Source organism: Hyphomicrobium sp. CS1GBMeth3 (assembly GCF_900117455.1).
GTDB lineage: Bacteria > Pseudomonadota > Alphaproteobacteria > Rhizobiales > Hyphomicrobiaceae > Hyphomicrobium_C.
Window position 1 is genome coordinate 307,891 of the sequence record NZ_FPHO01000003.1, and the last position, 26,025, is coordinate 333,915.

General features: G+C 63.2%; 24 protein-coding genes and 1 tRNA gene. 13 read left to right on the forward strand and 12 right to left on the reverse strand.

The window, feature by feature from the left end:
* Positions 1-54: 54 nt before the first annotated feature.
* The 3 genes from CS1GBM3_RS08765 to CS1GBM3_RS08775 all read right to left on the reverse strand — a co-directional run bounded on the left by CS1GBM3_RS08765 (position 55) and on the right by CS1GBM3_RS08775 (position 5,590).
* Positions 55-4,269 carry a DUF11 domain-containing protein gene (locus tag CS1GBM3_RS08765; protein ID WP_072394603.1) on the reverse strand — a complete coding sequence of 1,405 codons (4,215 nt, stop codon included), beginning with the start codon at positions 4,267-4,269 and terminating at the stop codon, positions 55-57.
* A gap of 579 nt (positions 4,270-4,848) precedes the next feature.
* The gene (locus tag CS1GBM3_RS08770; RefSeq protein WP_072394606.1) at positions 4,849-5,187 is read right to left on the reverse strand and encodes a hypothetical protein; all 339 of its coding nucleotides are present in this window, start codon (positions 5,185-5,187) and stop codon (positions 4,849-4,851) included.
* A 145-nt stretch (positions 5,188-5,332) separates the two neighbouring features.
* Positions 5,333-5,590 (reverse strand): hypothetical protein, encoded by a 258-nt coding sequence (locus CS1GBM3_RS08775; protein ID WP_072394609.1) that lies wholly within the window; start codon positions 5,588-5,590, stop codon positions 5,333-5,335.
* Positions 5,591-5,944: 354 nt separating this feature from the next.
* On the opposite strand from CS1GBM3_RS08775, the gene CS1GBM3_RS08780 reads away from it, so the two are divergent.
* From CS1GBM3_RS08780 to CS1GBM3_RS08815, 8 genes are all read left to right on the forward strand, one after another.
* The gene (locus CS1GBM3_RS08780) at positions 5,945-6,364 is read left to right on the forward strand and encodes a hypothetical protein (RefSeq protein ID WP_072394612.1); all 420 of its coding nucleotides are present in this window, start codon (positions 5,945-5,947) and stop codon (positions 6,362-6,364) included.
* Between the two features lie 98 nt (positions 6,365-6,462).
* The gene (locus CS1GBM3_RS08785) at positions 6,463-6,858 is read left to right on the forward strand and encodes a FixH family protein (RefSeq protein WP_072397351.1); all 396 of its coding nucleotides are present in this window, start codon (positions 6,463-6,465) and stop codon (positions 6,856-6,858) included.
* A gap of 4 nt (positions 6,859-6,862) precedes the next feature.
* On the forward strand, positions 6,863-8,278 hold the full coding sequence (locus CS1GBM3_RS08790; RefSeq protein ID WP_072394615.1) for an efflux RND transporter periplasmic adaptor subunit: 1,416 nt from the start codon (positions 6,863-6,865) through the stop codon (positions 8,276-8,278).
* On the forward strand, positions 8,275-11,427 hold the full coding sequence (locus CS1GBM3_RS08795; RefSeq protein ID WP_072394618.1) for an efflux RND transporter permease subunit: 3,153 nt from the start codon (positions 8,275-8,277) through the stop codon (positions 11,425-11,427). Before CS1GBM3_RS08790 ends, CS1GBM3_RS08795 begins: the two co-directional genes overlap by 4 nt.
* A gap of 477 nt (positions 11,428-11,904) precedes the next feature.
* Complete coding sequence (locus CS1GBM3_RS08800; RefSeq protein WP_072394621.1) at positions 11,905-12,198, forward strand: BufA1 family periplasmic bufferin-type metallophore; 294 nt, start codon at positions 11,905-11,907, stop codon at positions 12,196-12,198.
* Positions 12,199-12,217: 19 nt separating this feature from the next.
* A complete protein-coding gene (locus CS1GBM3_RS08805; protein WP_072394624.1) occupies positions 12,218-13,102 on the forward strand; it encodes an MNIO family bufferin maturase in 885 nt (294 codons plus the stop codon).
* Entirely contained in the window at positions 13,086-13,940 is an 855-nt protein-coding gene (locus tag CS1GBM3_RS08810; protein WP_072394627.1) for an HvfC/BufC N-terminal domain-containing protein, read from the forward strand. Before CS1GBM3_RS08805 ends, CS1GBM3_RS08810 begins: the two co-directional genes overlap by 17 nt.
* On the forward strand, positions 13,937-14,398 hold the full coding sequence (locus CS1GBM3_RS08815) for a DoxX family protein (protein WP_072394631.1): 462 nt from the start codon (positions 13,937-13,939) through the stop codon (positions 14,396-14,398). The genes CS1GBM3_RS08810 and CS1GBM3_RS08815 overlap by 4 nt, the downstream gene beginning before the upstream one ends.
* Positions 14,399-14,803: 405 nt before the next feature.
* Here the strand turns inward: CS1GBM3_RS08815 and CS1GBM3_RS08825 are convergent.
* Together CS1GBM3_RS08825 and CS1GBM3_RS08830 are read right to left on the reverse strand one after the other, a co-directional pair.
* Positions 14,804-14,879 (reverse strand) — tRNA-Glu (locus tag CS1GBM3_RS08825).
* 96 nt (positions 14,880-14,975) lie between these two features.
* Positions 14,976-15,359, reverse strand: coding sequence for a hypothetical protein (locus tag CS1GBM3_RS08830; RefSeq protein ID WP_072394637.1), 384 nt, complete (start codon positions 15,357-15,359; stop codon positions 14,976-14,978).
* Between the two features lie 141 nt (positions 15,360-15,500).
* On the opposite strand from CS1GBM3_RS08830, the gene CS1GBM3_RS08835 reads away from it, so the two are divergent.
* Both CS1GBM3_RS08835 and rpoH read left to right on the forward strand, forming a co-directional pair.
* Complete coding sequence (locus CS1GBM3_RS08835; RefSeq protein WP_072394640.1) at positions 15,501-16,610, forward strand: RluA family pseudouridine synthase; 1,110 nt, start codon at positions 15,501-15,503, stop codon at positions 16,608-16,610.
* Between the two features lie 272 nt (positions 16,611-16,882).
* Positions 16,883-17,776, forward strand: a complete 894-nt coding sequence (gene rpoH, locus CS1GBM3_RS08840; RefSeq protein ID WP_072394643.1) for an RNA polymerase sigma factor RpoH — start codon at positions 16,883-16,885, stop codon at positions 17,774-17,776.
* Between the two features lie 14 nt (positions 17,777-17,790).
* On the opposite strand, the gene CS1GBM3_RS08845 is transcribed toward rpoH, so the two are convergent.
* The 3 genes from CS1GBM3_RS08845 to CS1GBM3_RS08855 form a co-directional block, all read right to left on the reverse strand.
* Positions 17,791-18,060, reverse strand: a complete 270-nt coding sequence (locus CS1GBM3_RS08845) for an SEL1-like repeat protein (RefSeq protein ID WP_072394646.1) — start codon at positions 18,058-18,060, stop codon at positions 17,791-17,793.
* Positions 18,061-18,333: 273 nt separating this feature from the next.
* Positions 18,334-18,966, reverse strand: coding sequence for a glutathione S-transferase N-terminal domain-containing protein (locus CS1GBM3_RS08850; RefSeq protein ID WP_072394649.1), 633 nt, complete (start codon positions 18,964-18,966; stop codon positions 18,334-18,336).
* A 26-nt stretch (positions 18,967-18,992) separates the two neighbouring features.
* Positions 18,993-19,961 (reverse strand): quinone oxidoreductase family protein, encoded by a 969-nt coding sequence (locus CS1GBM3_RS08855; protein WP_072397353.1) that lies wholly within the window; start codon positions 19,959-19,961, stop codon positions 18,993-18,995.
* 147 nt (positions 19,962-20,108) lie between these two features.
* Here CS1GBM3_RS08855 and CS1GBM3_RS08860 point away from each other — a divergent pair, with 147 nt between their 5' ends.
* Together CS1GBM3_RS08860 and CS1GBM3_RS08865 are read left to right on the forward strand one after the other, a co-directional pair.
* A complete protein-coding gene (locus tag CS1GBM3_RS08860) occupies positions 20,109-20,567 on the forward strand; it encodes a hypothetical protein (protein ID WP_072394652.1) in 459 nt (152 codons plus the stop codon).
* A 97-nt stretch (positions 20,568-20,664) separates the two neighbouring features.
* Positions 20,665-21,684: a DedA family protein gene (locus tag CS1GBM3_RS08865; protein WP_072394655.1), complete on the forward strand. Its 1,020-nt coding sequence runs from the start codon at positions 20,665-20,667 to the stop codon at positions 21,682-21,684.
* 10 nt (positions 21,685-21,694) lie between these two features.
* Here CS1GBM3_RS08865 and CS1GBM3_RS08870 read toward each other — a convergent pair whose 3' ends face one another.
* Together CS1GBM3_RS08870 and CS1GBM3_RS08875 are read right to left on the reverse strand one after the other, a co-directional pair.
* Positions 21,695-22,342 (reverse strand): class I SAM-dependent methyltransferase, encoded by a 648-nt coding sequence (locus CS1GBM3_RS08870; protein WP_072394658.1) that lies wholly within the window; start codon positions 22,340-22,342, stop codon positions 21,695-21,697.
* A gap of 4 nt (positions 22,343-22,346) precedes the next feature.
* Entirely contained in the window at positions 22,347-23,600 is a 1,254-nt protein-coding gene (locus CS1GBM3_RS08875) for a BtaA family protein (protein ID WP_072394661.1), read from the reverse strand.
* 232 nt (positions 23,601-23,832) lie between these two features.
* On the opposite strand from CS1GBM3_RS08875, the gene CS1GBM3_RS19785 reads away from it, so the two are divergent.
* Positions 23,833-24,003: a hypothetical protein gene (locus tag CS1GBM3_RS19785; protein ID WP_171946468.1), complete on the forward strand. Its 171-nt coding sequence runs from the start codon at positions 23,833-23,835 to the stop codon at positions 24,001-24,003.
* Positions 24,004-24,068: 65 nt separating this feature from the next.
* Here the strand turns inward: CS1GBM3_RS19785 and CS1GBM3_RS08880 are convergent, their stop codons facing one another.
* Positions 24,069-25,292, reverse strand: coding sequence for a class I SAM-dependent RNA methyltransferase (locus tag CS1GBM3_RS08880; protein ID WP_072394664.1), 1,224 nt, complete (start codon positions 25,290-25,292; stop codon positions 24,069-24,071).
* Positions 25,285-26,019, reverse strand: a complete 735-nt coding sequence (locus tag CS1GBM3_RS08885; RefSeq protein ID WP_072394667.1) for a TlyA family RNA methyltransferase — start codon at positions 26,017-26,019, stop codon at positions 25,285-25,287. Before CS1GBM3_RS08885 ends, CS1GBM3_RS08880 begins: the two co-directional genes overlap by 8 nt.
* Positions 26,020-26,025 lie beyond the last annotated feature (6 nt).

Consider the following 26,025-nt stretch of genomic DNA (forward strand, 5'->3'; position numbering starts at 1 on the left):
ATAGAGACGAGAGGCCCCAGAAGCAGACACTGCGCGGGGGCCACCGGTTGCGAGCTACCGTTGCACTCTATTCCGATTGGGCGCGGTCGGCACTTTGAGTTGCATGGGCTGTACCTTTGGCACCGGGATCGGCTTGCACTTCGGCGGCGTACCGGCGAAGCCCGGCGGACATACCTTCGGCAGCTTCCGGCAGTTTGGCGGCTTCCCGACCATGCCGGCCGGGCAGGTCTTCGGCGGATCGACAATCACGCGCTTGCAGTTGGGCGGCGTGCCGCGGAATCCCTTTGGACATGGCGGCGGTGGATCCTTCTTGCAGTTCGGTGGACGTCCGCTATAGCCCTTCGGGCACTTCGGCGGATCGACGATCTTGACGCAATTGGGCGGGGTCCCCCGGAATCCGGGACCACACGTCGTCGGCACCGTTCTGCAGTTCGGTGGCGTTCCGGCCATGCCTTTCGGACACGCAACCGGCTTGCACTTCGGGAAGACACCCGTCGTCCCGTCGGGGCACTTCTTTGGAACGCACGCGCACTTCCCGCCGTCCCAGGTCGCCGTGCGGCCGCAGGACTTCTGCACGCATTTCGGCGGGATCACCACGATCGGCTTGCAGTTCGGATAGTCACCGGCGGTGCCTTTCGGGCATTTGACGTCGACGCAGCGGCAGACACCAGTGTCCCACACCTGATCACGGTCGCACGTTTTCCGCTTGCAGGTTGTGGGCGGCTCGTCCTTGGAGCACCGCTCGCCGTCCCACCACGAGCGCGGCGGGCAGCACTTGCCGGAAACCGGCGTGCTGGACCAGCCTTGCGGGCACGTCGGCGGTGGCGGCGTCGTCACGCCGTCGATACCGCAGAACGTCTGTCCGTGCTTTTCGAACGCTGCAAACAGGACCTCAGCTGTCGCCGCATCGTCCGCGGCGTTCGTGTTCTGAGGCGTTCCACCAGCAGCGACTTCAATCGCCACCTTGTTGGTATAGCCGCACGTCACATCGGACGCGGACGGTGCGATGTAGCTGTTCGGCATTTCCACTTCGAGATGGAGCGTCACGCTGTCGTTCGGCTTCAGCTCGATAACGGGATGCGAGCACAGGGCATCGTTCGGCTGTCCGGCCATGGTCTGACCCTCGCACACCCAGGGTGCCGACCAGCTCGCGTTCTGCGGCTCGGTGGGCAGCGTCTCGCGCACCACGATCGGACCGTTGAAAACGCCGGGACCGGTGTTGGTGACCGTGATGACGAAAGGCGTGTTCTGGCCGGTCGCCGTCTTCGTGCTGGCACCTGCCGTCTTTGTGATCGAGAGGTTGGTCTCGCGCCCCTCGGGCGACGTGAGATCGTCGCCGGGATCGTGCATCATGGGCGAAAGGCAATACGGGTCTCCGTTGAGCGGAAACACCGGCTCGAACTGGGCCATGGCCGTGCTCTTGTCGTCGCCGGCAAAGGTGTTCTGAGCAGTCTCGCCCGGCGCCTTCCAGATGGTGGCCTGGTTCTTGACCCAGCACGCGGCATCCGGTGCAAGCGATACCTTAACGGTGGCCATGAACTCGACGCTGTCTCCACCGCCGAGACCTGGATCATCGCTCTTGCAGATCTGCTGATGCGGCAGCACGGCATTGCACTGCCACTTGGGCGGCGCCGCAATCGACAACGTCTTGCCCGGATGGAAAGGCATCGCCACATGATCGTTGAACTCGAGCGTGTTGGCGTAGAACTTGCCGAAATTCCAGACACGGACCTTGAACAAACATTCCCACTTGCCGTCCTTGACGGGGCACTTGCCGCCGGTGGCATCGGTGGTCTGAATCTTCAAATTGCTGAGCTCGAGACCCGGGCACTGCGCCAGAGTTCCCGGAATGATCGCGTCATGCTGGGCCTCGTCGTCGGTCGCATCCGTGTTCTGATCCGAGCCACCGGGCGCTTTGATGATCTTGACCTTGTTGGTGAGCTTGCAGCCGAGGTCGTCGGCCATGTCCTTCGGCACCTTGACGGCCACCGCGAGCAGTGTGCCCTGGTTGGCGCCGAACACGACGGGGTCGTGCGTGCACGTGGACGGTGCGCCATTCGTGCACGTAAAGCCCGGCGAGAGGGGTTCGACCGTCGTGCCGGCCGGTATCTGCTCTTCGAACTCGAACGGACCATTATACGTGCCGGGTCCCGTATTGATCACGCTGATCATGAACTCGCAGGCGAAATGGCCGATCTTGTTCTTGCAAACGGGCTCGATGCCGCCCCACCACGACTTATCGATTTTGAGGTTGGCGAGCTCGCCCGCAACCGGCGGACAATGGGCGGCCGGGATGCCGGCAACCGCCAGGTCGAAATCGTCGCCGGGATTGTTGTCGGCGAAGCCCCACGGCCACTTGAGGCGCGCGGTGTTGGTGAGAGAACACACGGGCGCCGGCGCGGGCGTATCGACTGTGACCTTCAGGTCGATGCTGGTTCCGGGCCAAAGGACGGCCGGATCGTAGGTGCACTGGTGCTGCGTCGGCGAGAGGGGAAGGCAGCTCCACGGTGGCTGGTTGTCAAACGACATCGTCGCACCGGCCGGCGCCGCCGCCAAATGATCCTCCACCGTCACGGCACCGATGTAAGGATTGGGACCGGTGTTCGTCACGCGCACCGTATAGGTGCAAAGGAAGCCAAGGCCACCCGGCGCACAGGCAGCAGGATGCGCCTCCTTGTCGACGCGCAGATTGAAATCCCAGGTCGGCCAGCCTACGGGAGGCACGCCGCCGGGCGGGATCTCTCCCGGCGGATAGTATCCAGGCAGATCCGGCATCGACGCATAGGTTTCGGGATCCACGCCCGCGAGATTTTCGCACGGCTGCCAGATCTCGACGTCGCCCATGTGCCCGATCGTCTCCGCGCTGTCGGGCCGGCTGTCGTAGTCGACGAAGTACGCCGCATTCGGCGGCTCGTTGTCAGGACGCACGAGCGTCCGGTTCGCGCCCTGCAGGCCGTGCACGACGGCCGGACCACCTGCATCGCTCTCACGCGCGCGCAGCTTGTCGCCGGTCGACCAGAGCATCCCGCCACACGCGCCGGCGCGCATGTGTCCCGTCTCGTTGTAGCCGTACCCGAGAGCCACGCCGCCCGCCGTATTGCGGTGGTCGGGCGGCACGCCGATCGCGAACTCGTCCGGTACGGGCACCCATGTCCCGGGTGTGGTCGGATCGTCGGGAATCTCGCGGCGATAGCGGAACACGACCGATGGCTTGCTGTCTGTGAAGGCCCGATAGTCGTAGCTTCCGCGCACGTCGCCGCGTTGCGCCACGTACATCAGCCCCTTTCCGTCGAATGCGACATCCGAAATCGGATGATTGCCCGGTGTGCCGGAGACTTCGAATTCGCGCCGCGCATCGGCGCCGAACGCGCCTCTCAACGAGAGAGAGACGGACCACACCTCCGGACCGCTGGCGATCGCGTAGTACAAGCGTCCGCCGTTGACGGCGAGACCCCAGACGCGGCGCTCTGGCTGGGTGAAACCCCATGTTGCCGGATCGAGGCTGTTGAATTTCGCTGCCTTGATGTGTGCCTTCGCCCCGTCATCGGGAACGGGGACGAGACCGGCTTGCGAGCGCCCGCCGACACCATGATCGAATGTGTCGACGAGATTCCCCGCCACGTCGACGCGATGGATCAGCCCTGTATCGAGGTCCGATACGAACAGGTGCATCGATGCCGGATCGTATGCGATATCTCCGATTCCAGGGCCACTGTTGCCGGGGATGGTGGCGAAAAGCGAGGTGGTACGCGAGGCTCCATCGACTTTCCAGATGCTGCCGGGTTCTCCGCCGGGACCAAACTGGCCCGTCATCCAGTCGGCATTGGGATGGCCCTTCGTGATGCGCTCCGGCTTTCCATCGTCGGCATCGGGGATGACGATTTGGAGGCCGTAGGCAGAAGTGGCGCCAAGATAGATATTGGGAACCGCCGCCATCGGGTTCGGCAAGAGGCCGTCATCGAGCGCAATCGCGAACACCTGGCCGACGTCACGCGCCTTCACATCGAGGCGCGACGGATTGGAGAGCAGTTGTCCCGCAGGCGGCGCGCCGGCTTCGAGCGGCAGAACCTTCATCGCCGGTCCGTCGACGTCGATGAACGTTCCGTCCATCAGATCGTCGGCCGATGGAACAGCGACCGTCACGCCGGAGAATCCGGTCACGACAGCATCACCGCGGTTCAGCGTGCCCTCTGCGCGTGCGGAGTGAGTGGCGAGAAGCGAAGCGAGAGCAGCAACGAACAGACCTGACTTGAAAATTCCGCGGATCATCGTGTTCTCCAGCATTGGGAGACCCCGGCGCACAGCGCCAGCATCGCGCAGCCCGGACGGGCGAAGAGCTCAGCTTGAGCGCGGAAAAACCGCGCCGTTTTGCGAGGGACGCGCGCATTGAATGGCATCCGGCGGCTCATGCCGACGCGCGGCCTCTGCGCCTGAGGCACCGTGATCCAAACGGGCTCGACGCACGATTGACTTTAGCGATGCTGGCTCGCACGACTGTTCCTTACGGAACACCGCCCGTTCATACCGCAACCGAGCATCAGAAAGATTTGGGCACGAGGCGGCTTTACGCTGTCCGTCGAGACGACGTAGATCTTCACGCCGCGCATTTACCCGATCAATATCGTTTCTGAGATTTACGATATTTCACTGCACAAAAGCGCCGGAAGACGAATCGCAATCTAGCCGCACGACCGAAATGCCCCAAACAGCGGACGACCCTGTCACGAGAAAACGAATGACGGCGATCGCGTTGAACCTTTGGAGCAGCGCATCGACGCCGGTCGCCTATTCCTAGTAGTCCGGCGGCACACTCCGGCGCATCACCTTGATGCTACTCAGTGGCGCTTTTCATGGCCTCACCAGGTCAACTTCAATCACATTCCCCTTCAACGACGGCCGGCCGGTGACGATCCGATTTTTTATGGATGGCGAGATAGCTCTTGAGCTCTTCCACCGAAGCTCGGGAGAGCTGTTCTCCGCGCAGCTCCGGTGGAACGCGCCAGCCAGGATCAACGCCTTCCATGTTGGGCCCGAAGGTTCGGCCGCAGCGCGCTGAAGATATCCGCTAGTGCCAACCGCCCGACCTTGCGTCGAGGGCGCGTTCTTGCCTGCGGTGTCGAAACCGACGAGGCGGAAGACGTCCTTGCCGATGTCGATCGAAGCAAGAGCTAGCGTCGTGGTATCCATGGGCTGCTTCTCCTGTTCATCGCGGGTTACAGTCTTTGCAGCTAACCCGCCGGGAGAAGCAGCCGGTCCATCCTAATAGCGGATCGCCCTCGCGACTAAAAATGTTCCAAGTACCTTTCCGCGCCTAGACGCGTTGAGATGGGACTCAAAGGCCCATTGCTTTGTGGGCTTCTTCCATGTGTTTGACACATCCATCCATGTCATTCGCCTTCATGGCATCCTTTGACATGGCGAGATGGCTCTTGGCGTCTTCTTGCTTCGCAGCATCCGTCATCTTCGCGATCTCGGCGTCCATCTGCTCCATGTGCGCGTCTGTGCACCATTCCTTCGCTTTGTCCTGTCCGTAGGCGGGGGCACATGCGATTGCGACCACAAAGGCCGCTATTATGGGTGCTTTGAGCATCGGACTCGCTCCTTCTGTTGGGATCTCGTCACAACGCCGTGATGATCATGTGGGTTGCTATGTGCTAAAAATTTAATCCAGTCGCTCCGGAATAGAGACCTGGGCCGCCCTCCGCTCCTGGCCAGGCGAAGCTGCTGCGTAAGATGGAAGGTCGAGAAGCGAAAATCGGATCATGAGCGATCAGACGCGCTGAACCGGCATGTCTGGGGTCGGCTTTCGGGTAGAACCGGTTGTCTCACGGCCCCCTGAGAAGGCGCCCCAAGATCCTGATCGGACATCAGTTAATTCTGAAGTCTCAACTCCTATTGACCCACAAGCACCATAAGCCGTTAAATGGCCGCTGTTGGAGGGCCTATGCGCTTCATTCGGTCAATCTTGGCGGTTCTGCTTGTTGCCAGCCTCGCGGTGACGCCCGTGGCGGCAACGGCCGCGGCTACCGTGAAGGATGCGCCGCGCGCAGCGGACCAGGACCACACCCAGCACGGCCACATGACGGGCATGCCGGACTGCCACGGCATGGTGCATTTGTCCGAGCAGTCCGGGCACGACGATCGCAGGCAACATAAGCTAGACCCGTCTGAGGTCTGCCCGGATTGTGACATGCACAAGTCGTGTAGCGCGGACGTCTGTCAGCTCAAGTGCTTCAAGGTACTCGGCTCTCTCTCCGAGAGACCGCGCGCCGCTGACATGCAGGCCGAACGCTACGTTTCCGCGCCGCCGATCGCGAGCGAGCCGGTGAGCTGGAAACCGCGAACGCCACCTCCCCGAACCTGAGATTGCATATTCGCTAACCGCCGCGGGCTTTCCTCTCGGCGGAGCGAGGACGTGTCTGCGCCGCGCGCAACATGCAATCTCTCATTCGGGAATACATCATGCCAAAGATCTTGACCTCCCCGGCCGCAGCCGGGCTCCTCGCGCTGTCCATGGCTGCGCCAGTCCATGCCGCAGCATCGGACTTCGAATTTCAGTCTGTCGCTCGGACGGTGAAGAACGGCCCGGGCTCGGAACTCTCCGTAAAGCTGATAGACAAGCGCACCGGGCAGCCGGTGCCGGGTGCCGTGGTCTTTCGCACGCGGCTCGACATGTCGCCCGATAGCATGGGTGAGATGGAGGCAAAGCACGAGCCGCTGCCCTCGAGCGAACCGGGCATCTACCGCTTCAAGGCGGACTTCACGATGGCCGGCGGCTGGGCCTTCACGCTGCAAGCCAAGGTCCCCGGCGAGGCGGAGACGGTGGAAGGGTCTGTGGTCTTCCAGGCCAAGGACTGAGCCCATGCGCACCATCACCCGCTCGGGGGCAACGGCCACGCTGCTCCTTCAATGCGTCGTAGCCGGCAGTCATGCGATGATCGGCGTGGCGCCATCGCCGGCATTTGCCCAGGGAGCAGATCACGCGGGCCATGACGGCAAGGTGCTCTACTGGCAGCATCCCGACGGCAAACCTGATTACTCGCCGACACCGAAGAAGACGCAGGACGGGCGCGATTTTGTGCCTGTCCACGAAAGCGCGGAGAAGGAGATCACCTCAAAGCCTTCTACCGCCAAGGCGCAGCCGGATGGCGAACGGAAGATCCTCTACTACCGCAATCCGATGGGACTTCCCGATACGTCGCCGACGCCCAAGAAGGACTGGATGGGGATGGACTACATCCCGGTCTACAAAGGCGAGGATCAAGGCGGCTCAAGCGTAGTAGTGAGCCTCGACAAAGTGCAACGCTCGGGTGTTCGCACTGAAGAGGCTCGCAGGCGCGTGCTGGTGCGGCCCATCAGAGCGCCGGCCATCGCCAAGCCCGATGAGCGCTCGATGCATGTCGTCGCCCTTCGGGCTGACGCCTTTGTCGAAAAGTTGCACGTCAACGAAACTGGCAAACACGTGACAAAGGGCGAGCCGCTCTTCCGCATCTACAGCCCGCAGATGGTGACGGCTCAGATCAACTATCAGGTCGCAGCGCGCGACCGCTCCGGGCAAGGCACGGCGGGGGCCGAGCAGCAGCTTCATAACCTCCAAATCCCCGCCGAAGTCCTGACCCGGTTGCGAGATACCGGAGAGCCCGTGATGTCCATCGACTGGCCATCCCCTGTCACAGGGGTCGTGATGGAGAAACGTGTCGTCGAGGGGCAGATGGCGCGCATGGGCGACGAACTGTTCCGCTTTGCCGACCTCACGACGATATGGGTCATTGCGGATGTAGCGGAGCAGGACCTCGCAGCCGTCTCCATTGGCATGCCGGCACGGATCCGGTTCACCGCCCTCTCTAACGAGAGCTATGAGGGCAAGGTGACATTCGTCCTTCACGAACTCGATGCATCGACTCGCACGGGCAAAGTCAGGATCGAGGTCGGCAATCCCGACCACCGCATCAAGCACGAGATGTATGCCGAGGCCGAGATAGATGCCGGTGCGGGCGGAACCGAACGTGTCTCCGTTCCGACATCGTCAGTGATCGACAGCGGCAGTCGGCAGATCGTGCTCGTCGCGCGTGGCGAGGGAAAATTCGAGCCACGTGCCGTCAAGCTCGGGGTGAAGGGCGAGGGCTATGTCGAGGTCTTGACGGGCGTCGCCCAGGGCGAGAGCGTCGTCGTGTCAGCAAACTTCCTGATCGATGCCGAAAGCAACCTCAAGGCGGCACTGTCGAGCTTTTCCGGCGACGCGGCTAACGACGCCTCGAAGGCGGAGGCGCCGAAATGATCGCACGCATCATCCGGTGGTCCGCTCAGAACCTGCTCCTCGTCTCGGTGGTGTCGATTTTCGCCGTCATTGCCGGCGTCTACGCAGTGCGGCATGTGCCGCTCGACGCCATCCCCGATCTCTCGGATACGCAGGTCATTGTCTATACTGAGTATTCCGGCCAGGCGCCGCAGGTGATCGAGGATCAGGTCACCTATCCGCTATCGACGGCGATGCTGTCCGTGCCGAAGTCGAAGGTCGTACGTGGCTTTTCCTACTTCGGCGTCTCCTTCGTCTATGTAATTTTCGAGGACGGCACCGACATCTACTGGGCGCGCTCGCGCGTGCTCGAATACCTGTCGGCCGCCGCGCGAAGCCTTCCCTCCGGCGTGACGCCGACCCTTGGGCCGGACGCCACGGGTGTCGGCTGGGTCTACCAATACGTTGTGATGGCGGCGAAGCGGACGCTCGCCGAGCTGCGCTCAACACAGGACTGGCAAGTGCGCTTCGCTGTCGCCAAGGCTGAGGGCGTGGCTGAGGTCGCGAGCGTGGGCGGATTCGTCCGTCAATACACCATCATCATCGATCCGCGTCGCCTCAAAGCCTTCGACATTCCGCTTATGGCGGTACGGGATGCCGTCAAGAAATCGAATACCGACGTCGGCGGCCGCGTTGTCGAGCTAGCCGAGACCGAGTTCATGGTGCGTGGGCGCGGGTATCTGCGCGGAATCGCCGATCTCGAACGCATCGTCTTGAAATCCGAACGCGGTGCGCCAGTTCTGCTGCGCGACGTCGCGCGCGTCGAGCTTGCGCCGGACGAGCGGCGCGGCGTCACGGAACTCGACGGCGAAGGCGAGGTCGTCTCGGGTATCGTCGTACAGCGCTACGGCCAGAACGCCCTGTCCGTGATCGATAGCGTCAAGGCCCGCCTGACGGAGATCGAGGATAGCTTGCCGGACGGCACAGAAATCCTGCCCGTCTACGACCGCTCCGACCTGATCAATCGGGCCATCGTGACGCTAAAGACAACGCTCATCGAGGAAAGTCTGATCGTCGCACTGGTCTGCGTCGTCTTCCTTCTGCACGTGCGCAGCGCGCTGGTCGCCATTATCACGCTGCCGCTTGGCGTGTTGATTGCTTACGCCTGCATGTACGCGCTCGGGCTCTCGTCTAACATTATGAGCCTGGGTGGCATCGCCATTGCCATCGGCGCCATGGTCGATGCCGCCATCGTCATGATCGAGAACGCCCACAAGCACCTCGAGCGCGCATCGCCGGAAAAGCCGCGTTCTGAGATCATCATCGAAGCTGCAAGCGAAGTCGGACCGGCGCTCTTTTTCTCACTCCTCATCATCACCGTATCCTTCCTGCCAATCTTTGCCCTCGAGGCTCAGGAGGGGCGTCTGTTCCATCCACTGGCCTTCACCAAGACCTTCGCCATGGCGGCGGCGGCGCTGCTGTCGGTAACTGTCGTGCCGGCGCTGATGATGGTCTTCGTGCGCGGGAAAATTGTGCCTGAGCGACGGAATCCGGTGAACCGCGCTCTGATCTGGCTCTACCGCCCGCTGATCAAAATCGTGTTGCGCGCGAAGGGCATGACGATTTCAGCGGCCCTGATCGTCCTCGCCGTCAGCGTCTGGCCGGCCACGCGTCTCGGCTCGGAATTCATGCCGAACCTCAACGAGGGCACTCTGCTTTACATGCCGACGACGCTGCCCGGTCTCTCGATCACCAAGGCGTCGGAGCTCTTGCAGACGCAGAACAAGATCATCAAGTCCTTCCCCGAGGTGGAGAGCGTCTGGGGCAAGGCCGGCCGTGCCGCCACCGCAACCGACCCTGCGCCCACGGAGATGTTCGAGACTGTCATCAACCTAAAACCCGAAGATCAATGGCGCGATGGCATGACGCTCGATGCGCTCGTGACCGAGATGGACCGCGCGTTGCAGTTTCCGGGTGTATCCAATGCGTGGACGATGCCTGTAAAAGCGCGCATCGACATGTTGGCCACGGGTATCCGCACACCAGTCGGCGTAAAAGTGTTGGGGCGCGACCTCAACGTGATCGACGGTCTCGCACGCGAGATCGAGGCCGCCATCAAGACCGTGCCCGGCACGTCGAGCGCCTTTGCCGAGCGCATCATCGGCGGCTACTATCTCGAGATCGAACCCGACCGTGAAAAGCTTGCCCGCTACGGCCTGATGGTCGGCGATGTTCAGGACGTTATCGCTTCGGCCCTTGGCGCGGAGACGATCACCACGACGGTCGAGGGCCGCGAGCGTTACGGCGTCAGCCTGCGTTACCCCCGCGATATGCGCTCGGATCCGGACACCATTGCACGCGAAGTTCTGGTTCCACTGGCTAACGGAGCATCGATCCCCATCGGCCAGATCGCATCCATCACACGCACGCAGGGACCGGCGTCGATCCGCACCGAGAACGCCCAGCTTGCGGCCTACATCTTCGTCGACGCGCGCGACCGCGACCTGGGCAGCTACGTGGCCGAGGCTCGTACGGTTGTCGCGGACAAGGTAAAGTTTCCCGCCGGCTATTATGCGGTATGGAGCGGCCAGTTCGAATACTACGAGCGCGCAGAGCAGCGCCTCATAATCGTCGTACCAGTGACGCTTCTGGTGATCTTCCTACTTCTCTACCTCAACTTCCAGAGCCTTACCGAGACGTTGATCGTCATGCTGTCTTTGCCGTTTGCCTTGGTTGGCGGGCTCTGGCTGATGTGGTGGCTTGGTTTCAATTTGTCCGTCGCCGTGGCCGTTGGCTTTATCGCCCTTGCGGGCGTTGCGGCCGAAACAGGGGTCGTAATGCTGATCTACCTTCAACATGCCATGGATGAGCATCGCCGCACGGCTGGAAAAGAGGGAAGAGAAATGACGCGTGGCGAGGTCCACGCCGCCATTATGGAAGGCGCCGTCGAGCGCGTACGCCCCAAGATGATGACGGTCGTCGCCATCATGGCCGGCCTGCTGCCGATCCTCTGGAGTCACGGAACCGGCTCGGAAGTGATGCAGCGCATCGCCGTGCCGATGGTCGGCGGCATGGTGTCGTCCGCCGTCCTGACCCTGCTGGTCATCCCGGCCGTCTATGCGTTGGTTCAGGAACGCTTGCTCAAGACCGGTCACCGCAATGATGCTCAAGTCGAGGTCGTGGATGCGTGACGCCACATGCTGCCTGATGAGCCGTCGCTCACGTCAGCGCATTAGCGCTATCCCGATCGCCTACATAGGGCTATGAGCTGATGGTATTGCTAATCTGCACTTAGATCGTCGCCCGACGCAATGCCATTGGTGGCTTTGCCTAGCTCTCAAGAACTCCGCAAAAACCCATCCAACATGTTGCTTTGCAGCTTTGTCACCGGCAATGGTCCGCGAATGGAAGGCGGCTGCCCCATCCGCGGACATCGCCATGAGGGCGGTCAGATCCTGTGCCCTCGACAGCAAGCGCTTATTCCCTAGTTCGGATCGAACAGCCAAAACATTACGGCCAATTGCGACTGCTCCGCGACAGAAGGTTGGCCAGGGTCTCGAACACGAGGCCGTAAAAATCTGGAACGGGCCTGTAACGAACTGCCCAACGCGTCCGAATTAGGTCTTCGAGAGCCTCATCACGCTCTCGATCAAGTTTAGGAGAACCGCATGAACATCAAATCTGTCAACCTCGCCATGGCCATAGCCATGGCCTCCTCTCTCGTGGCTGCCGCACACCCGGCCAAGGCCGAAGAGGCCGGCAAGGAAAAGTGCTTCGGCATTGCGCTGGCCGGCAAGAACGACTGCGCCGCCACCGGCAATAACTCTTGCGCTGGTACCTCGAAGCGCGACTACGACAAGGGCGCCTGGAAATACGTTCCGGCCGGCACGTGCGTCAGCACCGAGGTGACGCTCAAGGACGGCACAAAGCGCATGGGCTCACTCGAGCCGATAAAGGGCTGATCCAGGCGCGGAGTCCGATATGAGTGTGGCCCTCTCAACAGTCTCACCGGCGGTAAGGACGATTCCGGCTTGTGCCGGCGTTGGCCTGAAGCCCGAGCACTACCATGAAATTCTGGAGCATCGGCCGGATATCGGCTGGTTTGAGGTGCATCCGGAAAACTACATGGGCGCGGGAGGGCCGCCTCATCATTACTTGTCGCGCGTACGCGAGCGATATCCCCTCTCGTTGCACGGCGTGGGGCTTTCCATCGGTGCGGCGTCTCCGCTCGACCGGGAGCATCTTTCGCGTTTGAAGGCGTTGATCGACCGGTATGAGCCTGGGCTTTTTTCCGAGCACTTAGCTTGGTCGACACACGACACCTTCTACATGAACGATCTATTGCCACTTCCCTACACCGAGCAGACGCTTGCGCTGGTCGCTACACACGTCGACAAGACGCAGACCTTTCTCGGACGGAGAATCTTGATCGAAAATCCATCAACGTATGTCAGGTTCGCCGATCCCCACATGACCGAAATCGAGTTTCTCTCGGAACTTGTGCGCCGTACCGGCTGCGGACTTCTGCTCGACGTCAACAACGTCTACGTGTCCGCCACAAACAACGGCTACGATCCCGTGGCCTACATAGAGGCATTTCCCGTCGAGCAGGTCGGCGAGATCCATCTTGCCGGTCACGCAGAGATCGAGGATGGAGATGGCGGGCGTTTGCTGGTTGATGCGCATGACCGAGCCGTGGTCGATCCCGTCTGGGCACTCTATGCACGCGCGATCGCCCGCGCTGGCGCTGTGCCCACACTGATCGAATGGGACAATGACATTCCTACCTGGAGCAGGCTGTTCGCCGAGGCAAAACGCGCAGACGCGGTGATCGAACGGAGACGCAGCAATGCCTTGCGCCCCTGAACCTTCCCCGGAACTCGGACCACGCGTCATTGCTGACCTGCAGGCAACCTTCGCGGCTGCGCTCCTCGACGCAGACAGGAATGTGCCTGCGGAAATTGTTGCGCAGAGCGAGCCTTGTCGCCTCAAGAGATTCAGCGTCTATCGTAACAACGTCTACGCCAGCCTTGTCGAGGTGTTACGTGCGCGATTCCCGGCGATCGCGCGGCTTGTCGGCGAGGAGTTTTTCCGGGCTATGGCGCGTGTGTTCGCAGGGCGACATCCGCCGCGATCCCGCATTTTGCTGGAATACGGTGAAGCCCTACCCGAATTTCTCGAGACCTTTGAGCCGGTACAGGACTACCCATATCTCGCCGACGTCGCCCGCCTTGAATGGCTTCGCAACGTTGCCTACCACGCTGCCGATGCACCTTCGGCCTCCCTGCACGAGCTTTCCGCAATAGAGCCCGCCAGGCTACCCGAGGCGAGATTGGTCCTACACCCTTCGGCGTTTGTGGTCGCGTCGCCATACCCGGTCGTGTCCATCTGGGCTGCAAACACGAATGATGCCGAGCCGCGACCTTTCGAATCCGGTCTCCCAGGCGAGGCCGCGCTTGTGGTTCGCAAGGAGCTTGAGGTGCTGGTGCTACCGCTGCATGCGGGAGCGTTTGCGTTCACTCAGGAACTTCTTAAGGGCCTTTTTTTCGGCGAAGCTGTCGAGGCGGCTCTCTGCCGCGATCCCCGTTTCGATCTGTCGAGAACACTGGCGCAACTGTTCAGCGCCGCCGCCGTATCCGGCATCGAAACCGACCCACATAAGAATCCTACAAATAAGTTATATGAAGCGGAGCCAGCAGCATGACGAGGTTCTTTTCAGCGCTCATCGGTGCGATGGAGCGCATCCCCCATGATCTTTTGGCGCTCCTCGCGCGCTTTTCAGTCGGAACGGTTTTCTTTCGCAGCGGCTTGCTGAAGGTCGAGGGCTGGACGGATGGAACAACGATCGCCTTGTTTAAGGACGAGTACAAGCTGCCGGTCATTCCACCGGAAATCGCAGCCTACATGGCAACCGCCGCCGAGCTTGCATTGCCACCCCTGCTGTTCCTCGGCATCTTCACGCGTTTCGCTGGGCTCGCGCTCCTGCTCATGACGCTCGTCATCCAGATCTTTGTCTATCCGAACGCCTTCGACACCCACGGTGTCTGGGCTGTCTCGTTACTCTACCTCATGAAGTACGGAGCCGGGATCGCCTCGATAGACCACTGGCTGGAATCCCGGTTGCGAGACACCGCCGTCGGGGGAGCGCCAGCCTCGAAGTAGAACGCATATTGCTCCCACGGCTGGCGCAACGATAATCCGACGCTGCGCATCAAGAAGTACGCGGAAGGCGAATTCCATACCTGGTCCGACGACGAGATCGCCCGTTATGAGGAGCGGTGGCCCGCCAGATCGCGCGAGCGCTTAGCGTTCGCCCTGTTCATCCATACCGGCCAACGCGCCTCCGACGTCGCTCGCATGTCATGGGTGGACGTCGAGAGCGAAAGCATCTGGGTCGTCCAGAAAAAGACCAAGGCCAGGACGCGCGCTGCGGAGCAAAAGAAGCTCGCACGCGCTGCGATCGACAGGCTTACCGAGAGCCCAGCGCGCAGCAAATTCCCAAACCTTCAGTCGAGGTTTGGGGAAAATCCGGATTTACCCAATGAAATCAACGCGAATTGCGGCATTTGGCGCCCCGTAGGGGACTCGAACCCCTGTTACCAACGTGAGAGGCTGGTGTCCTAGGCCACTAGACGAACGGGGCTCTCTCTGAAGGACGCCACCTATAGGAGAGGCCGCGCCACCGATCAAGTCCGTTCTTTCTTGGACGAACAGGGAAGCCTGCGGCGAAACGGTCGCGTCAGGGTTGCGCCGTCTCGGGCACAATCTCGAGCTTGCGCACGATGGCGCCGCTGGCGAGATCGATCACCGCGATTCCTGCGCCAGCCGGCCCCTCATAATGAACGGCGAGGCGGTCACCACTCGCCGAAACCGACTTCACGACGGCCCCCGCCGGCAGCGCGATACGGTCCGCGGCCACCGCCTCGACTGCAGATGCCGTATCTGACGCCGCCCGTTGCACCGGACCGGTCGTCGAGAGATAGATGATGCGAAGCACGACAGCGACGATTCCGGCCACGATGAGCAGCCCGAGAAACACCACGATGAACACCAGCACGCGCTCCTTGAGCTTGCGGGCCGCGCCCTCCGGGCTCTCGCGCGCGGAATCGTGGGGCGATGTCATGCAGGTCCTCTCTGCTGCGAAACGGCGCTTGGCTCAAGCGCACCTGGAGCCGGAGCCTGCTCTATCAGGTTTGCAGTCATTAAGACAGATGCGCGCAAGCCCGGAGCTGCGTGACGCCGACCATGCCTGGCAGAGCCTGCAATGACGAACGACGACGACAACGATCCGCTCGATATCGACGAGCAGCCGGACGAGCCGCTGACCGGGACGCACGAGCTGACGGTTTCCCCGCCGGACGCCGGCCAGCGTCTGGACCGCTTCCTCACCGCCAATCTCCGCGGCTTGAGCCGGGCGCGTATCCAAGTGCTGATCCGACAGGGCCAAGTGCAGGGCCCAGCCGGGCCGCTGGCGGACGCCGGCAGCAAGGTGACGGCCGATCAGCGCATCCGCATCACCATCCCGCCGCCGCAACCTGCCGAGCCGGCCGGCGAAGCCCTGCCGCTCACCGTCGTCTACGAGGACAAGCATCTCATCGTCATCGACAAGCCCGCAGGACTTGTCGTGCATCCCGCGGCCGGGCACGCGCAAGGAACGCTCGTGAACGCGCTGATCGCCCACTGCGGCGACGAGCTGTCGGGCATCGGCGGCGTCAAACGTCCCGGCATCGTGCACCGTCTCGACAAGGACACCTCGGGCCTGCTCGTCGTCGCCAAGTCGGACGCCGCCCACCAGGGCCTCGCCGAGCAGTTCGCTTCCCACGGCGCCGACGGCCGGCTCGTGCGCACGTACGAGGCGCTCGTATGGGGCGTACCGGCACGTCGCAGCGGCGCCATCGATGCCGATCTCGGCCGCAGCCAAACCAACCGTACTCGCATGGCTGTGGTACGCGGTGATCAAGGACGCCGCGCCGTCACGCACTTTGAAGTCGCGGAGACATTTTCAGGGCCGGACGGGAAGCCTCTGGCGTCACGGCTGAGGCTCGCGCTGGAGACAGGGCGCACGCATCAAATACGCGTACACTTGGCGCATATCGGTCATCCGGTAATGGGCGATCCGATTTACGGCGCAGGTTTCAAATCCAGCGCCCGTCGCCTGCCGGAAAAAGCGGCAAAAGCCTTGGAAAATCTAGGCCGTCAGGCCCTTCACGCCGTGGAATTGGGCTTCGAGCACCCGATCACGGGCCGCGCGTTGCATTTCACAAGTCCGCGACCGCCGGACATGGAGGCGCTTTACGAGGCCCTGAATCCCGCCAATTCGGCCCCCCGCCGCGAGCGCAAATCCAAGGCAAACCCCAACGTTTCCAAACGGTAATTAGCGGCAGCGACGGATTCGATCGTAAGATTACGTTAACGCGTTCGAGTATCGAAACCCGCCAGCGATCCAAGCGTTGGTGTACCACGTAATAGATAACGCCGAAGCGGACGATCTACCTGGGGCAAAACCCAGGGTGGATCGCCCAAAAGTAGCGCAAGCGTTGGTGCCATCCGGCACCGGCGCGGACACTCCGGAAGACGGAACGCCGTCTGATGGATAGATGGGGAGCGTGAACTGGCGGGTCAACCCGTCCAGAGCGTACAGAAAATATGGCAGCAGCGAAGACATCTCTTCCGACCATCGCCGCCGGTTCTGGCGGTCTCGCGCGGTACCTTGAAGAAATTCGCCGGTTTCCCATGCTGGAGCCGAACCAGGAATACATGCTTGCGAAGGCATGGCGCGAGCACGGCGATACCGATTCCGCACAGCAGCTCATCACGTCGCACCTGCGGCTCGTAGCGCGCATTGCAATGGGCTACCGTGGCTACGGCCTGCCGATCGGCGAGGTCATTTCCGAAGGCAACGTCGGCCTGATGCAGGCGGTGAAGCGCTTTGAGCCCGACCGCGGCTTCCGCCTCGCCACCTACGCCATGTGGTGGATCCGCGCCTCGATCCAGGAGTACATCCTGCGCTCGTGGAGCCTCGTGAAGATGGGCACCACCGCCGCCCAGAAGAAGCTGTTCTTCAACCTGCGCCGGGCTAAAAGCCAGCTGCAGGCACTGGAGGACGGCGACCTCAAGCCCGAGCACGTCAAGACGATCGCCAAGCGGTTCGGCGTGACCGAGGAGGACGTCATTTCGATGAACCGTCGCCTCGGCGGCGACGCATCGCTGAACGCCCCCGTACGCGCCGACTCTGAGTCGGGCGAATGGCAGGATTGGCTGGTGGACGACGCCCCCGACCAGGAGGAGCGGCTTGTCGAGTCCCAGGAAATGGGCCGCCGCAAGTCCTATCTGAGCGATGCGCTGGCGAGCCTGAACGATCGCGAGCGTCGGATCTTCGAAGCCCGCCGGCTGGCGGACGATCCGATTACGCTTGAGGAACTCTCCGCCGAGTTCGGCGTCTCACGCGAGCGTATTCGCCAGATCGAAGTACGCGCCTTCGAGAAGGTGCAGAAGGCGGTGCAGAACGCCGCCCGTCTCGAGACCGGCGACGCAGCGTAGGCTTCGGCCTAACATCAATGGCAACGCAACCACTCGCGGGCGCTCTTCTGAGCGGCCGCGATTTCTTTTTTGGTCATCTCTCGCGAGATCTCGAGCCGGTAGGTCTTCGCGTCGTCGTTGCCGCGCAAAGCCGCCAGATTGAACCACTTGTGCGCCTCGACGAGGTCGATCTCGACATCGCGTCCCGCGCAGTACATGAGGCCGAGCTGGAAGAGCGCATCCGCCCCGCCTCCTTGCGCCGCGACGTCCACGACGTCCGCGGCAGAAAAATCAAATCGTGCCATCCCTGTTCACCTCTGGGCCTTCCTTAGGTGGAACCTTGAGCCCCGCTCCTCAGCCAGAAAGGCCGGAAACACGGGGTCTCTGGAGGCAAACGATAGGGGCGGTCGTAATGAGAAGCAGTAAACGAGGGAACAGGTAGATCGCCAACGAGCCATTGCCCGGCGCCTCGTTTCGACCCAAACGGCCGACTTCCGCGCACGGGGAAATCCAAGCTTAAGGATTTTGGAAACCCCGCGCTAACCATAGGCAAAGGTTGCGGGCGCCGGGTCCGGCCATCACGTCAGCGCCGTCGACATGCCACGCTGAACGGCGTGTCGCTCCGAGATGCGCGCCAGCCAATCCTTGACGCGCGGAAAGTCGTCTAAGTCCTGCCCCTGGCGCTGCCACGGAAGCACCCACGGGTAGGCGGCGATGTCCGCGATCGAATACTCGCCCGCAACGTAGCTGCGGCCCTTGAGCCGCTTGTCGAGCACGCCGTAGAGCCGCGTCGTCTCGTTCGTGTAGCGCTCGATGCCGTAGGGCACCTTCTTTGGTGCGTAGAGGCGGAAATGATGTGCCTGCCCCGCCATCGGCCCGAGCCCACCGACTTGCCAGAACAGCCACTCGTCGACCGCAACCCGCGCCCGCTCGTCCTTGGGATAGAATTTGCCCGTCTTGCGGCCAAGGTACTGCAGGATCGCTCCGCTCTCGAAGATCGAGATCGGCTCGCCGCCGGGCCCATCCGGATCGACGATCGCCGGCATCTTGTTGTTGGGCGAGATCTTGAGGAAGCGCGGCTTGAACTGGTCGCCCTTGCCGATGTCGACCGGCTTGATCCGGTAGGACAGCCCACACTCTTCCAGCATGATGCGGATCTTGTGCCCGTTGGGCGTCGGCCAGAAGTAGAGATCAATCGTCCGTTGCGCCATGGCGTGTCCTTTGACGTTTGCAATCCCTAGATCGTGAGCACCGTCGAGCCGGTCGTGCGCCGGCCTTCGAGCGCGGCGTGCGCCGCCGCGGCATCCTTCAAGGGAAAGGTCTGATTGACGGCGATCTTGACGCCACCGCTTTCGACCATCTGGAAGAGATCGGCGGCATTAGCCGCAAGCTCGGCAGGCGTCGCCGTATAGGCCATGACCGACGGCCGCGTCGCGAACAGCGATCCCTTGAGCAATGACAGATCGAACGGCGGCACGGGGCCCGACGCATTTCCGAAGCTCACAAACAGACCCCGCGGCCTGAGGCAGTCGAGCGAGCCGCGATAGGTGTCCTTGCCGACACTGTCGTAAACTACATCGCACCCCTTGCCACCCGTGATCTCGTGCACACGCGCAACGAAATCCTCGCGCGACGTCACGATCACATGAGCCGCGCCGTGTGCCCGTGCAAGCTCCGCCTTCTCATCCGTACTGACGGTTCCGATCAGCGTGGCCCCGAGCGCGCGCGCCCACTGGCACGCGATCAGCCCAACGCCGCCCGCCGCAGCATGGAATAGCAGCACAGTGTCCGGCCCGACGTTGTAGGTCTCGCGGAGCAGATACCGGACAGTCATGCCCTGCAGCATCATGGCCGCCGCCGTCTCGTAAGAAATGCCAGCCGGCAGCTTGACCAGCCGGTCGGCGGCAATGATGCGCTCCTCGGCATAGGCGCCCAGCACGCCCGCGTACGCCACGCGATCGCCAACCGTCAGCGAGGTCACGCCCGGCCCGAGCTCGACGACATCGCCTGCGCCTTCCATGCCAATCACGGCCGGCAGCGACGCCAGCGGATAGAGCCCGGTGCGATGATAGACGTCGATGAAGTTGAGACCGACGGCGCGCTGTTTGATTCGCACTTCGCCAGGCCCCGGCGTCCCGACCGCGATTTCTCCCCAGACGAGCACCTCGGGACTACCGACGTCATGAATGAGCACACCATGCACCATTTCGGGCAACTCCATGATAGCAATCGGATATCGTAGGTCCTTACGTAGCCCGAACGCGTTCGGAGCACCGAACGTCCATGACGACGCCTTGACCCCGCCACGGCGGGCTTCTATTGGCTCCCACCAGGGATAACAAGAGGCCGAAAGATGAGCGTGCGCCACGCCGCCGCAAGCGCGGCGAACCTGGCCCTGGTCGCGGGCTTGCTCGCCCTTGGGGCATGCTTGGGCGCATGCGCAATGAGCAGCCCGGAGATCGGAGCGCGAGCTGGCCTCGGCTGCGTCGACGACAGCCCGGAATGCATCAGCCGCCGCCAAGCCACCCTGCGCAACATGGTGGACGACCGGTCCAAGAGCTGGATCAACGAATCTCCGACGCCTGAAGCTTACGCCTCCGGCGTGCGCCTCTTCGCCTACAAGACCAAGAAGAAGGAGCTCACCTGCGCCGAGCTGAAGCGCGGCAAGCTGGAGGCCGATACGGCCCGCACCAGCCTGAACAGCCTCGGCTCGCGCCTGACGCCGGCCCAGGTCTCCCGTAGCGCGATGCTGGCCGCCGAGGTGGGCCGCGAGCTGCAGACCGAGATCAATCGCCGTTGCGCCAGAAGCTGACGCTGGTCAAACTGGCTGCCGCCTGTGAGGGCAGGCGCCGCTCCGCCCAACGCCGAAGCCGCGAGCTTCCGGCCGCCTGAAAGGAAGACATCCCCCTATGGCAATTGAGTCTGTGGTCGACGCGGTCGTGACCTTCGTCCGGGAGCACGAAAGCTGGGCCGGCCCTGTCGCGTTCATCGTGGCCTTCGCCGAAAGCTTCTGTTTCCTCTCGCTGCTTGTGCCGGGCACCGCCATCCTGGTCGGCATCGCCGCCCTGCTAGCGGCCAGTGGCGTCGAGGCGGGTATTCTCATCCCCGCAATCCTTTGGGCCGGCTTCGGCGGTAGTCTTGGCTACGCCGCGTCGTTCTGGCTCGGCCGTTACTTCAAGGACAGCGTCCACAAGATCTGGCCATTCACGACGCGCCCTCATCTCATCACGCAGGCCGAGGAGTTCTTCGAGAACTACGGCGCGTGGGGCGTCTTTCTCGGCCATTTCTTCGGTCCCGTGCGGGCCGTGATCCCCGTCGTGGCCGGCATGTTCAACATGCGCGAGGTCCCGTTTCAGATAGCCAACGTTTTCTCTGCCTTCATCTGGGCAATTGGCGTTATCGGGCCCTCGTTCTACCTCGTGACCTTTAAGGACGAGGTGATCGCGTTCCTGGCCGCGCATCAATATGCGGTCGCGACCGCCTTGCTCATACTCGCCATCGCCAACAGCATTCCGCGGCCGATTCTCTTCGTGCCGACATTGGTCCTGGTGCTCAGCCTCGGCACGCTGATGGTGCTTGGCAACGGCAACATCCCGCTTGTCTTCTTCGCCGCCGCGACCGGCGCGTTCGTGGGCGATTTCTACGCCTACTACAAGGGCATCCTTCACAAGGAGGACACGCGCGCGAAATGGCCGTTCACCGCTTCCCCGAAACAGCATGCGGACGCACAGGCCTTCATCGCAAGCCAGGGCACCAAGAGCCTGGTTATCAGCAAGTTCCAGGGCTTCAATCGCGGCCTCGTACCGCTCGAGTTCGGCACGCTGGAGCGCCCCACGCTGCCGTTCCTGGGCTGGAGTGCGGTCTCGGCAGCGATCTGGGCACTAGCGATGCTGCTGCCCGCAATCTTCATCCGCGCACTGGTAGGCTGACACGGGCCTTCTACGCCGCCCGCCTCAGCACAGCCGAGCAGGCGTAATCCCGGAACGGTCGCGAGAACGTCAACACGGCACCATGCTGCTCGGCCAGCCGCCGAAGCTCGGCCTCGAGCTCAGCCCGCGGCTCCACCGAGAATTTCCTGAGCCACGCTCTCAAGCCGGTGCGAAATGCCGACGGCAACTGCCCCTGCTCGCCGAAGTCGACAATGTGCAGCGCTCCCCCAGGCGATACGGCCCGGAACGCGCAATCAAGCGCATCACGCCACGGCGGGATCATCGACAAAGCGTAGGAAACAAACACGCGGTCAAACTGCGCGATGCCGAACAGCCGATCCGCATCGAGACGCGAAGCATCGGCCTGCGCCAACCGGATGCAATGGCTGAGCCCCGCCCGCGCAACGGAGGCCGCCGCCGTCTCGAGCATGGCGGGTGACACGTCTATTCCGAAGAAGCGGGCCGATGGATGATGATGCGCGGCCAGGATCAGATTTCGCCCCGTCCCGCAGCCGATCTCCAGAACCGTACCGCCCGGCGGCGGATCCAGCCCCTCGATCAGCCCATCGCGGCCGAGCAGATAGTATTTGCGCGAGGCGTCGTAGATATGCCGCTGCACGCGATAGATCGCGTCCATCTCGGCTGCGGCATCGGCCATCGCATCAGCCCTCGAACGTATAGAGATGGAACCCGCCGTAGATCGAAGAGCGGTCGCGCGCCGTAAAGGCACGCCCCTCGTCCGCATCGTAGCGGAAACGCGCTAGGATCGCCTGCGGCACGCGCCCCGGCAGGATCGTCTCTTCACCCGCAGTGCGGAAAATAACGCGCGCGCCGGGCTTCGCCGTGCGCACGATCTCGCGCCACAACTCCGTAAGCTGCGCGTCCGTCATCCAATCCTGCGCATCGAGCAGCACATACGCGTCGTAGGTCGGCGCGCTGAGCTGCGCCAGATGCTCGCCGAACGATGCGTGCACCACGCCGACGTTGCCGATGCGCTCCTTGAGCGTCTGCCACTTCTCGCGTGCGAGATACGGTGGCAGCGGACCAGCCCCATCCTTCGCATAGCCGCGACCGAACGCCTGCCACGCGAAATAATTGTCCTTGAGATCGAAACCGCAGGCGAGCCGCGCAAGTCGAGCCTTGAGCACGTCGGCCATGTGCGGCGCACTTCCCTTGAGCGCATCAAACTGCGATGGCGGAATACCGAGCCCGAACAGCGAAGCCGGCTTGTTCATCAGCCAACGCATGTGACGCATCTCGAACAGCGGCGCCAGCTCGTCGTTGAAGAGACGCTCCTGCTCATCCCGCGTGCGCGCCGCGAGCAGCTTCGCCGGATTGCGACCATGCAGCCGCGCGATGCCGTGCCCCAGCGTGATGAAGCCGCCAAGCAGCCCCTGCCGGTAGAAGCCGCGCCGGAAGTAACTGATGCGCCGGCGGCCGAGCATGTCACGGCCTTCCCAATAGGTGCGCGTCGCAGGGTCGAGACGCGGCTTCAGCACCTCGTCGTAGATGCGACCGGTTTCCCGATCAGCCGCCGCAACGAAGAAGCGCGCGAACGTCTCGTAGTTCGGCACGTGCGCCACAGCCGTGTGCTTGAGGTTGTTCAGCGCCACATGCGCCGGATTGAGATCGATCGCCGTGACACGGGCGTCCGCCTCGGTGATGTAAGAGAGAATGTTGCATCCGCCCGACGCGATGGCCAGCACCTGCTCGCCGGGCTTGAGCGCCATGGCCTCAAGGTCGACGACAGGGTCTTCCCAGATCTGCGGATAGACGAGGCCGGAGAACACCCAGGTAAAGAAGCGCTCCTCGAGCCCCTTACGGCTCACGGCGCCATAGCGATGCACAGCTTCTGCGAGACGATGGTTTCGGCGCCCGGGCAGCCCGCCCTCGTCTTGTACGTGCGCCTCGGCCATGCCGCTCATATCCAGCCCCCGAAAATGCTTATGCGTCCGGCCGGGACTAGCCGCGTCATGTTGCAGCCCTGTGACAATCGGGTCTGGCGCCCGGACGCCCCCACAGGAACCGCCCAGCGGCGCCTGGAGCGGCCGGCGGCGGGCGGCTTGCCTCCCGGCCTAAGATCGCTTAGACGAGGCGTCACGAAACGGATACGCGGGCGCAGCGCCCGGCATTTCAAAGGATTTTCCCATGACCGCCCGCCATCATCGCAAAGTCGAGACCCAGAAGAAGAAGGCCCGCCGCGCCATCCCGCGCCCCAAGGTCACGCGCATCCAGGGCAACACGCCAGCCGCCCGCAAGCGCCTGAAGAAGCTCGCCGGCAAGGCCCGCACCGCGAAGGCCAAGGCTTCGGCCGCCTGAGGCACCGCGCCGCACAAGCGGCCCCTCCCCCCGAACAATGTGTGTCGGTTGCCGCCAAAGCGCGGCTACCGGCGGAACACGGCAACCGCCTCAATATGAGGCGAGTAGAGAAACTGGTCGATTGGCGTCACCGTCCCCATGCGGTAACCGCCATCGATCAGCAGGCGCGTATCGCGCGCAAGCGTCGCCGGACTGCACGACACGGCGATGACGACGGGCACCTTCGATTTCGCGAGACGTTCGGCCTGCTGGACCGCACCTGCGCGCGGCGGGTCGAGCACCACCGCGTCGAACGCCGCAAGCTCCCGCGCCGAAAGCGGATCCCGGAAGAGATCGCGCACCTGAGCCGTCACCGGCTTCAGCCCTTGAGCATGCCGCACGGCATTGGCGAGCGCGCCGATCGCCCGCCGGTCGCTGTCGAAGGCGGTGACGGCCGCACGCCGCGCTAGCGGCAACGCCAACGTGCCAACGCCTGAGAAGAGGTCGGCGACGGTCTTCGCCCGCTTCGGCAACGCATCGAGGCACATGTCGGCCAGCAACCGCTCCGCCTGCGGCACGGCCTGCAGAAACAGCCCCGGCTCGATCTCCACTTCGGCACCGCCAAGCGTCACGACCGAACGGCCTGTCGCGACGATCAACTCACCCGCAACGACAAGCCGAACAAGCCCCAGCGTCCGCGCCAGCGCCGCGATCTCAGCCTTGTCATGCGGAGAGAGATCTTTCCGCCCGTTGTCGAACGCTACATCGAGACCGCGATCGAGACGTGTCACGACGAGCCGTCCGCCGGCCCGATCCGCCATCACGCGGCGCGCGAGCGACCTCAGCCCTGGCACAGCGGCGACGATCAGCGGATCGAGCACCGGGCATTCGGCGAGATCCACCAGCGTGTGCTGCCCCTCTTCGCGGAAGCCGATGATGACGGCATCCCCGCGCCGCTCAACGCCGAGAAAGGCACGCCGCCGCGAAGCCGCATCGACCACGACGAGCGGCGCCACATCCGCCACGATCCCGCGATGGCGGAACGCCTCCACGACGAGCCCGCGTTTCCATTCACGGTAAAGCGCCGGCGACATATGCTGCGCAACGCAACCGCCGCACTGTAGGAAATGGCGGCACACCGGCGCCGCGCGGTCGTCGCTGTCGGCAATACGGACGGCGCCATCCCCGCCCACGCGCCAGCGCTCGCCTGGCAGCGCAAACGGCACGTAGATCGCTTCGCCTGCCCCCTCGGCGACGCCGTCACCCTTCGCGCCAAGCCGCGCGATCACCACCTCATTCACCTCAGCCATCGAAGCGTGCTCCGAGCAGAAATTCCTGGTTCCCCGAGCCGCCGGCCACGGGCGAGGCAATGACGCCTGTGACCTGCCATCCTGGAAGCCCGCCGATCCACGCCGCGATCTTCTCAGCCTGTGCCTCGCGCACGGCGGCTTCGCGCACGATACCGCCCTTGCCGACGGCCGCGCGGCCCGCCTCGAACTGCGGCTTGACCAGCGCCACAAGCCACGCGCCGGGCGCTGCAAAGGCAAGCGCCGCCGGTAATGCCTTCTCCAGCGAAATGAAGCTCACGTCGGCAACGATCGCAAACACCCGCTGCGGTATCTGCTGCTCAGTCAGCTCGCGTACATCCTGCCCTTCGAGTGACGTGACCCGCGCATCCGTCCCAAGCCGCGGATGCAATTGTCCTCTACCGACATCGACCGCGTAAACATGCGCAGCACCCCGATCGAGCAGCACATCCGTGAAGCCGCCTGTCGACGCACCCACATCGAGCGCCACCCGGCCTTCCGGATTGAACCCAAATGCGTCGAGCGCCGCTTCGAGCTTCAGCGCCCCGCGCGAGACATAGTCGCTCGCCGCCGAGAGAGCGATCGGCGCATCCGCGGCCACAAGCGCCCCCGGCTTTGTCTCGACAGCCCCGCCCACACGCACCGCGCCGCGCACGATAAGGTCGCGCGCCCGCGAGCGGGAGGGCACGAGCCCCCGCGCAAGCAGCACCTTATCGAGCCGGTCGCCCATATCTTT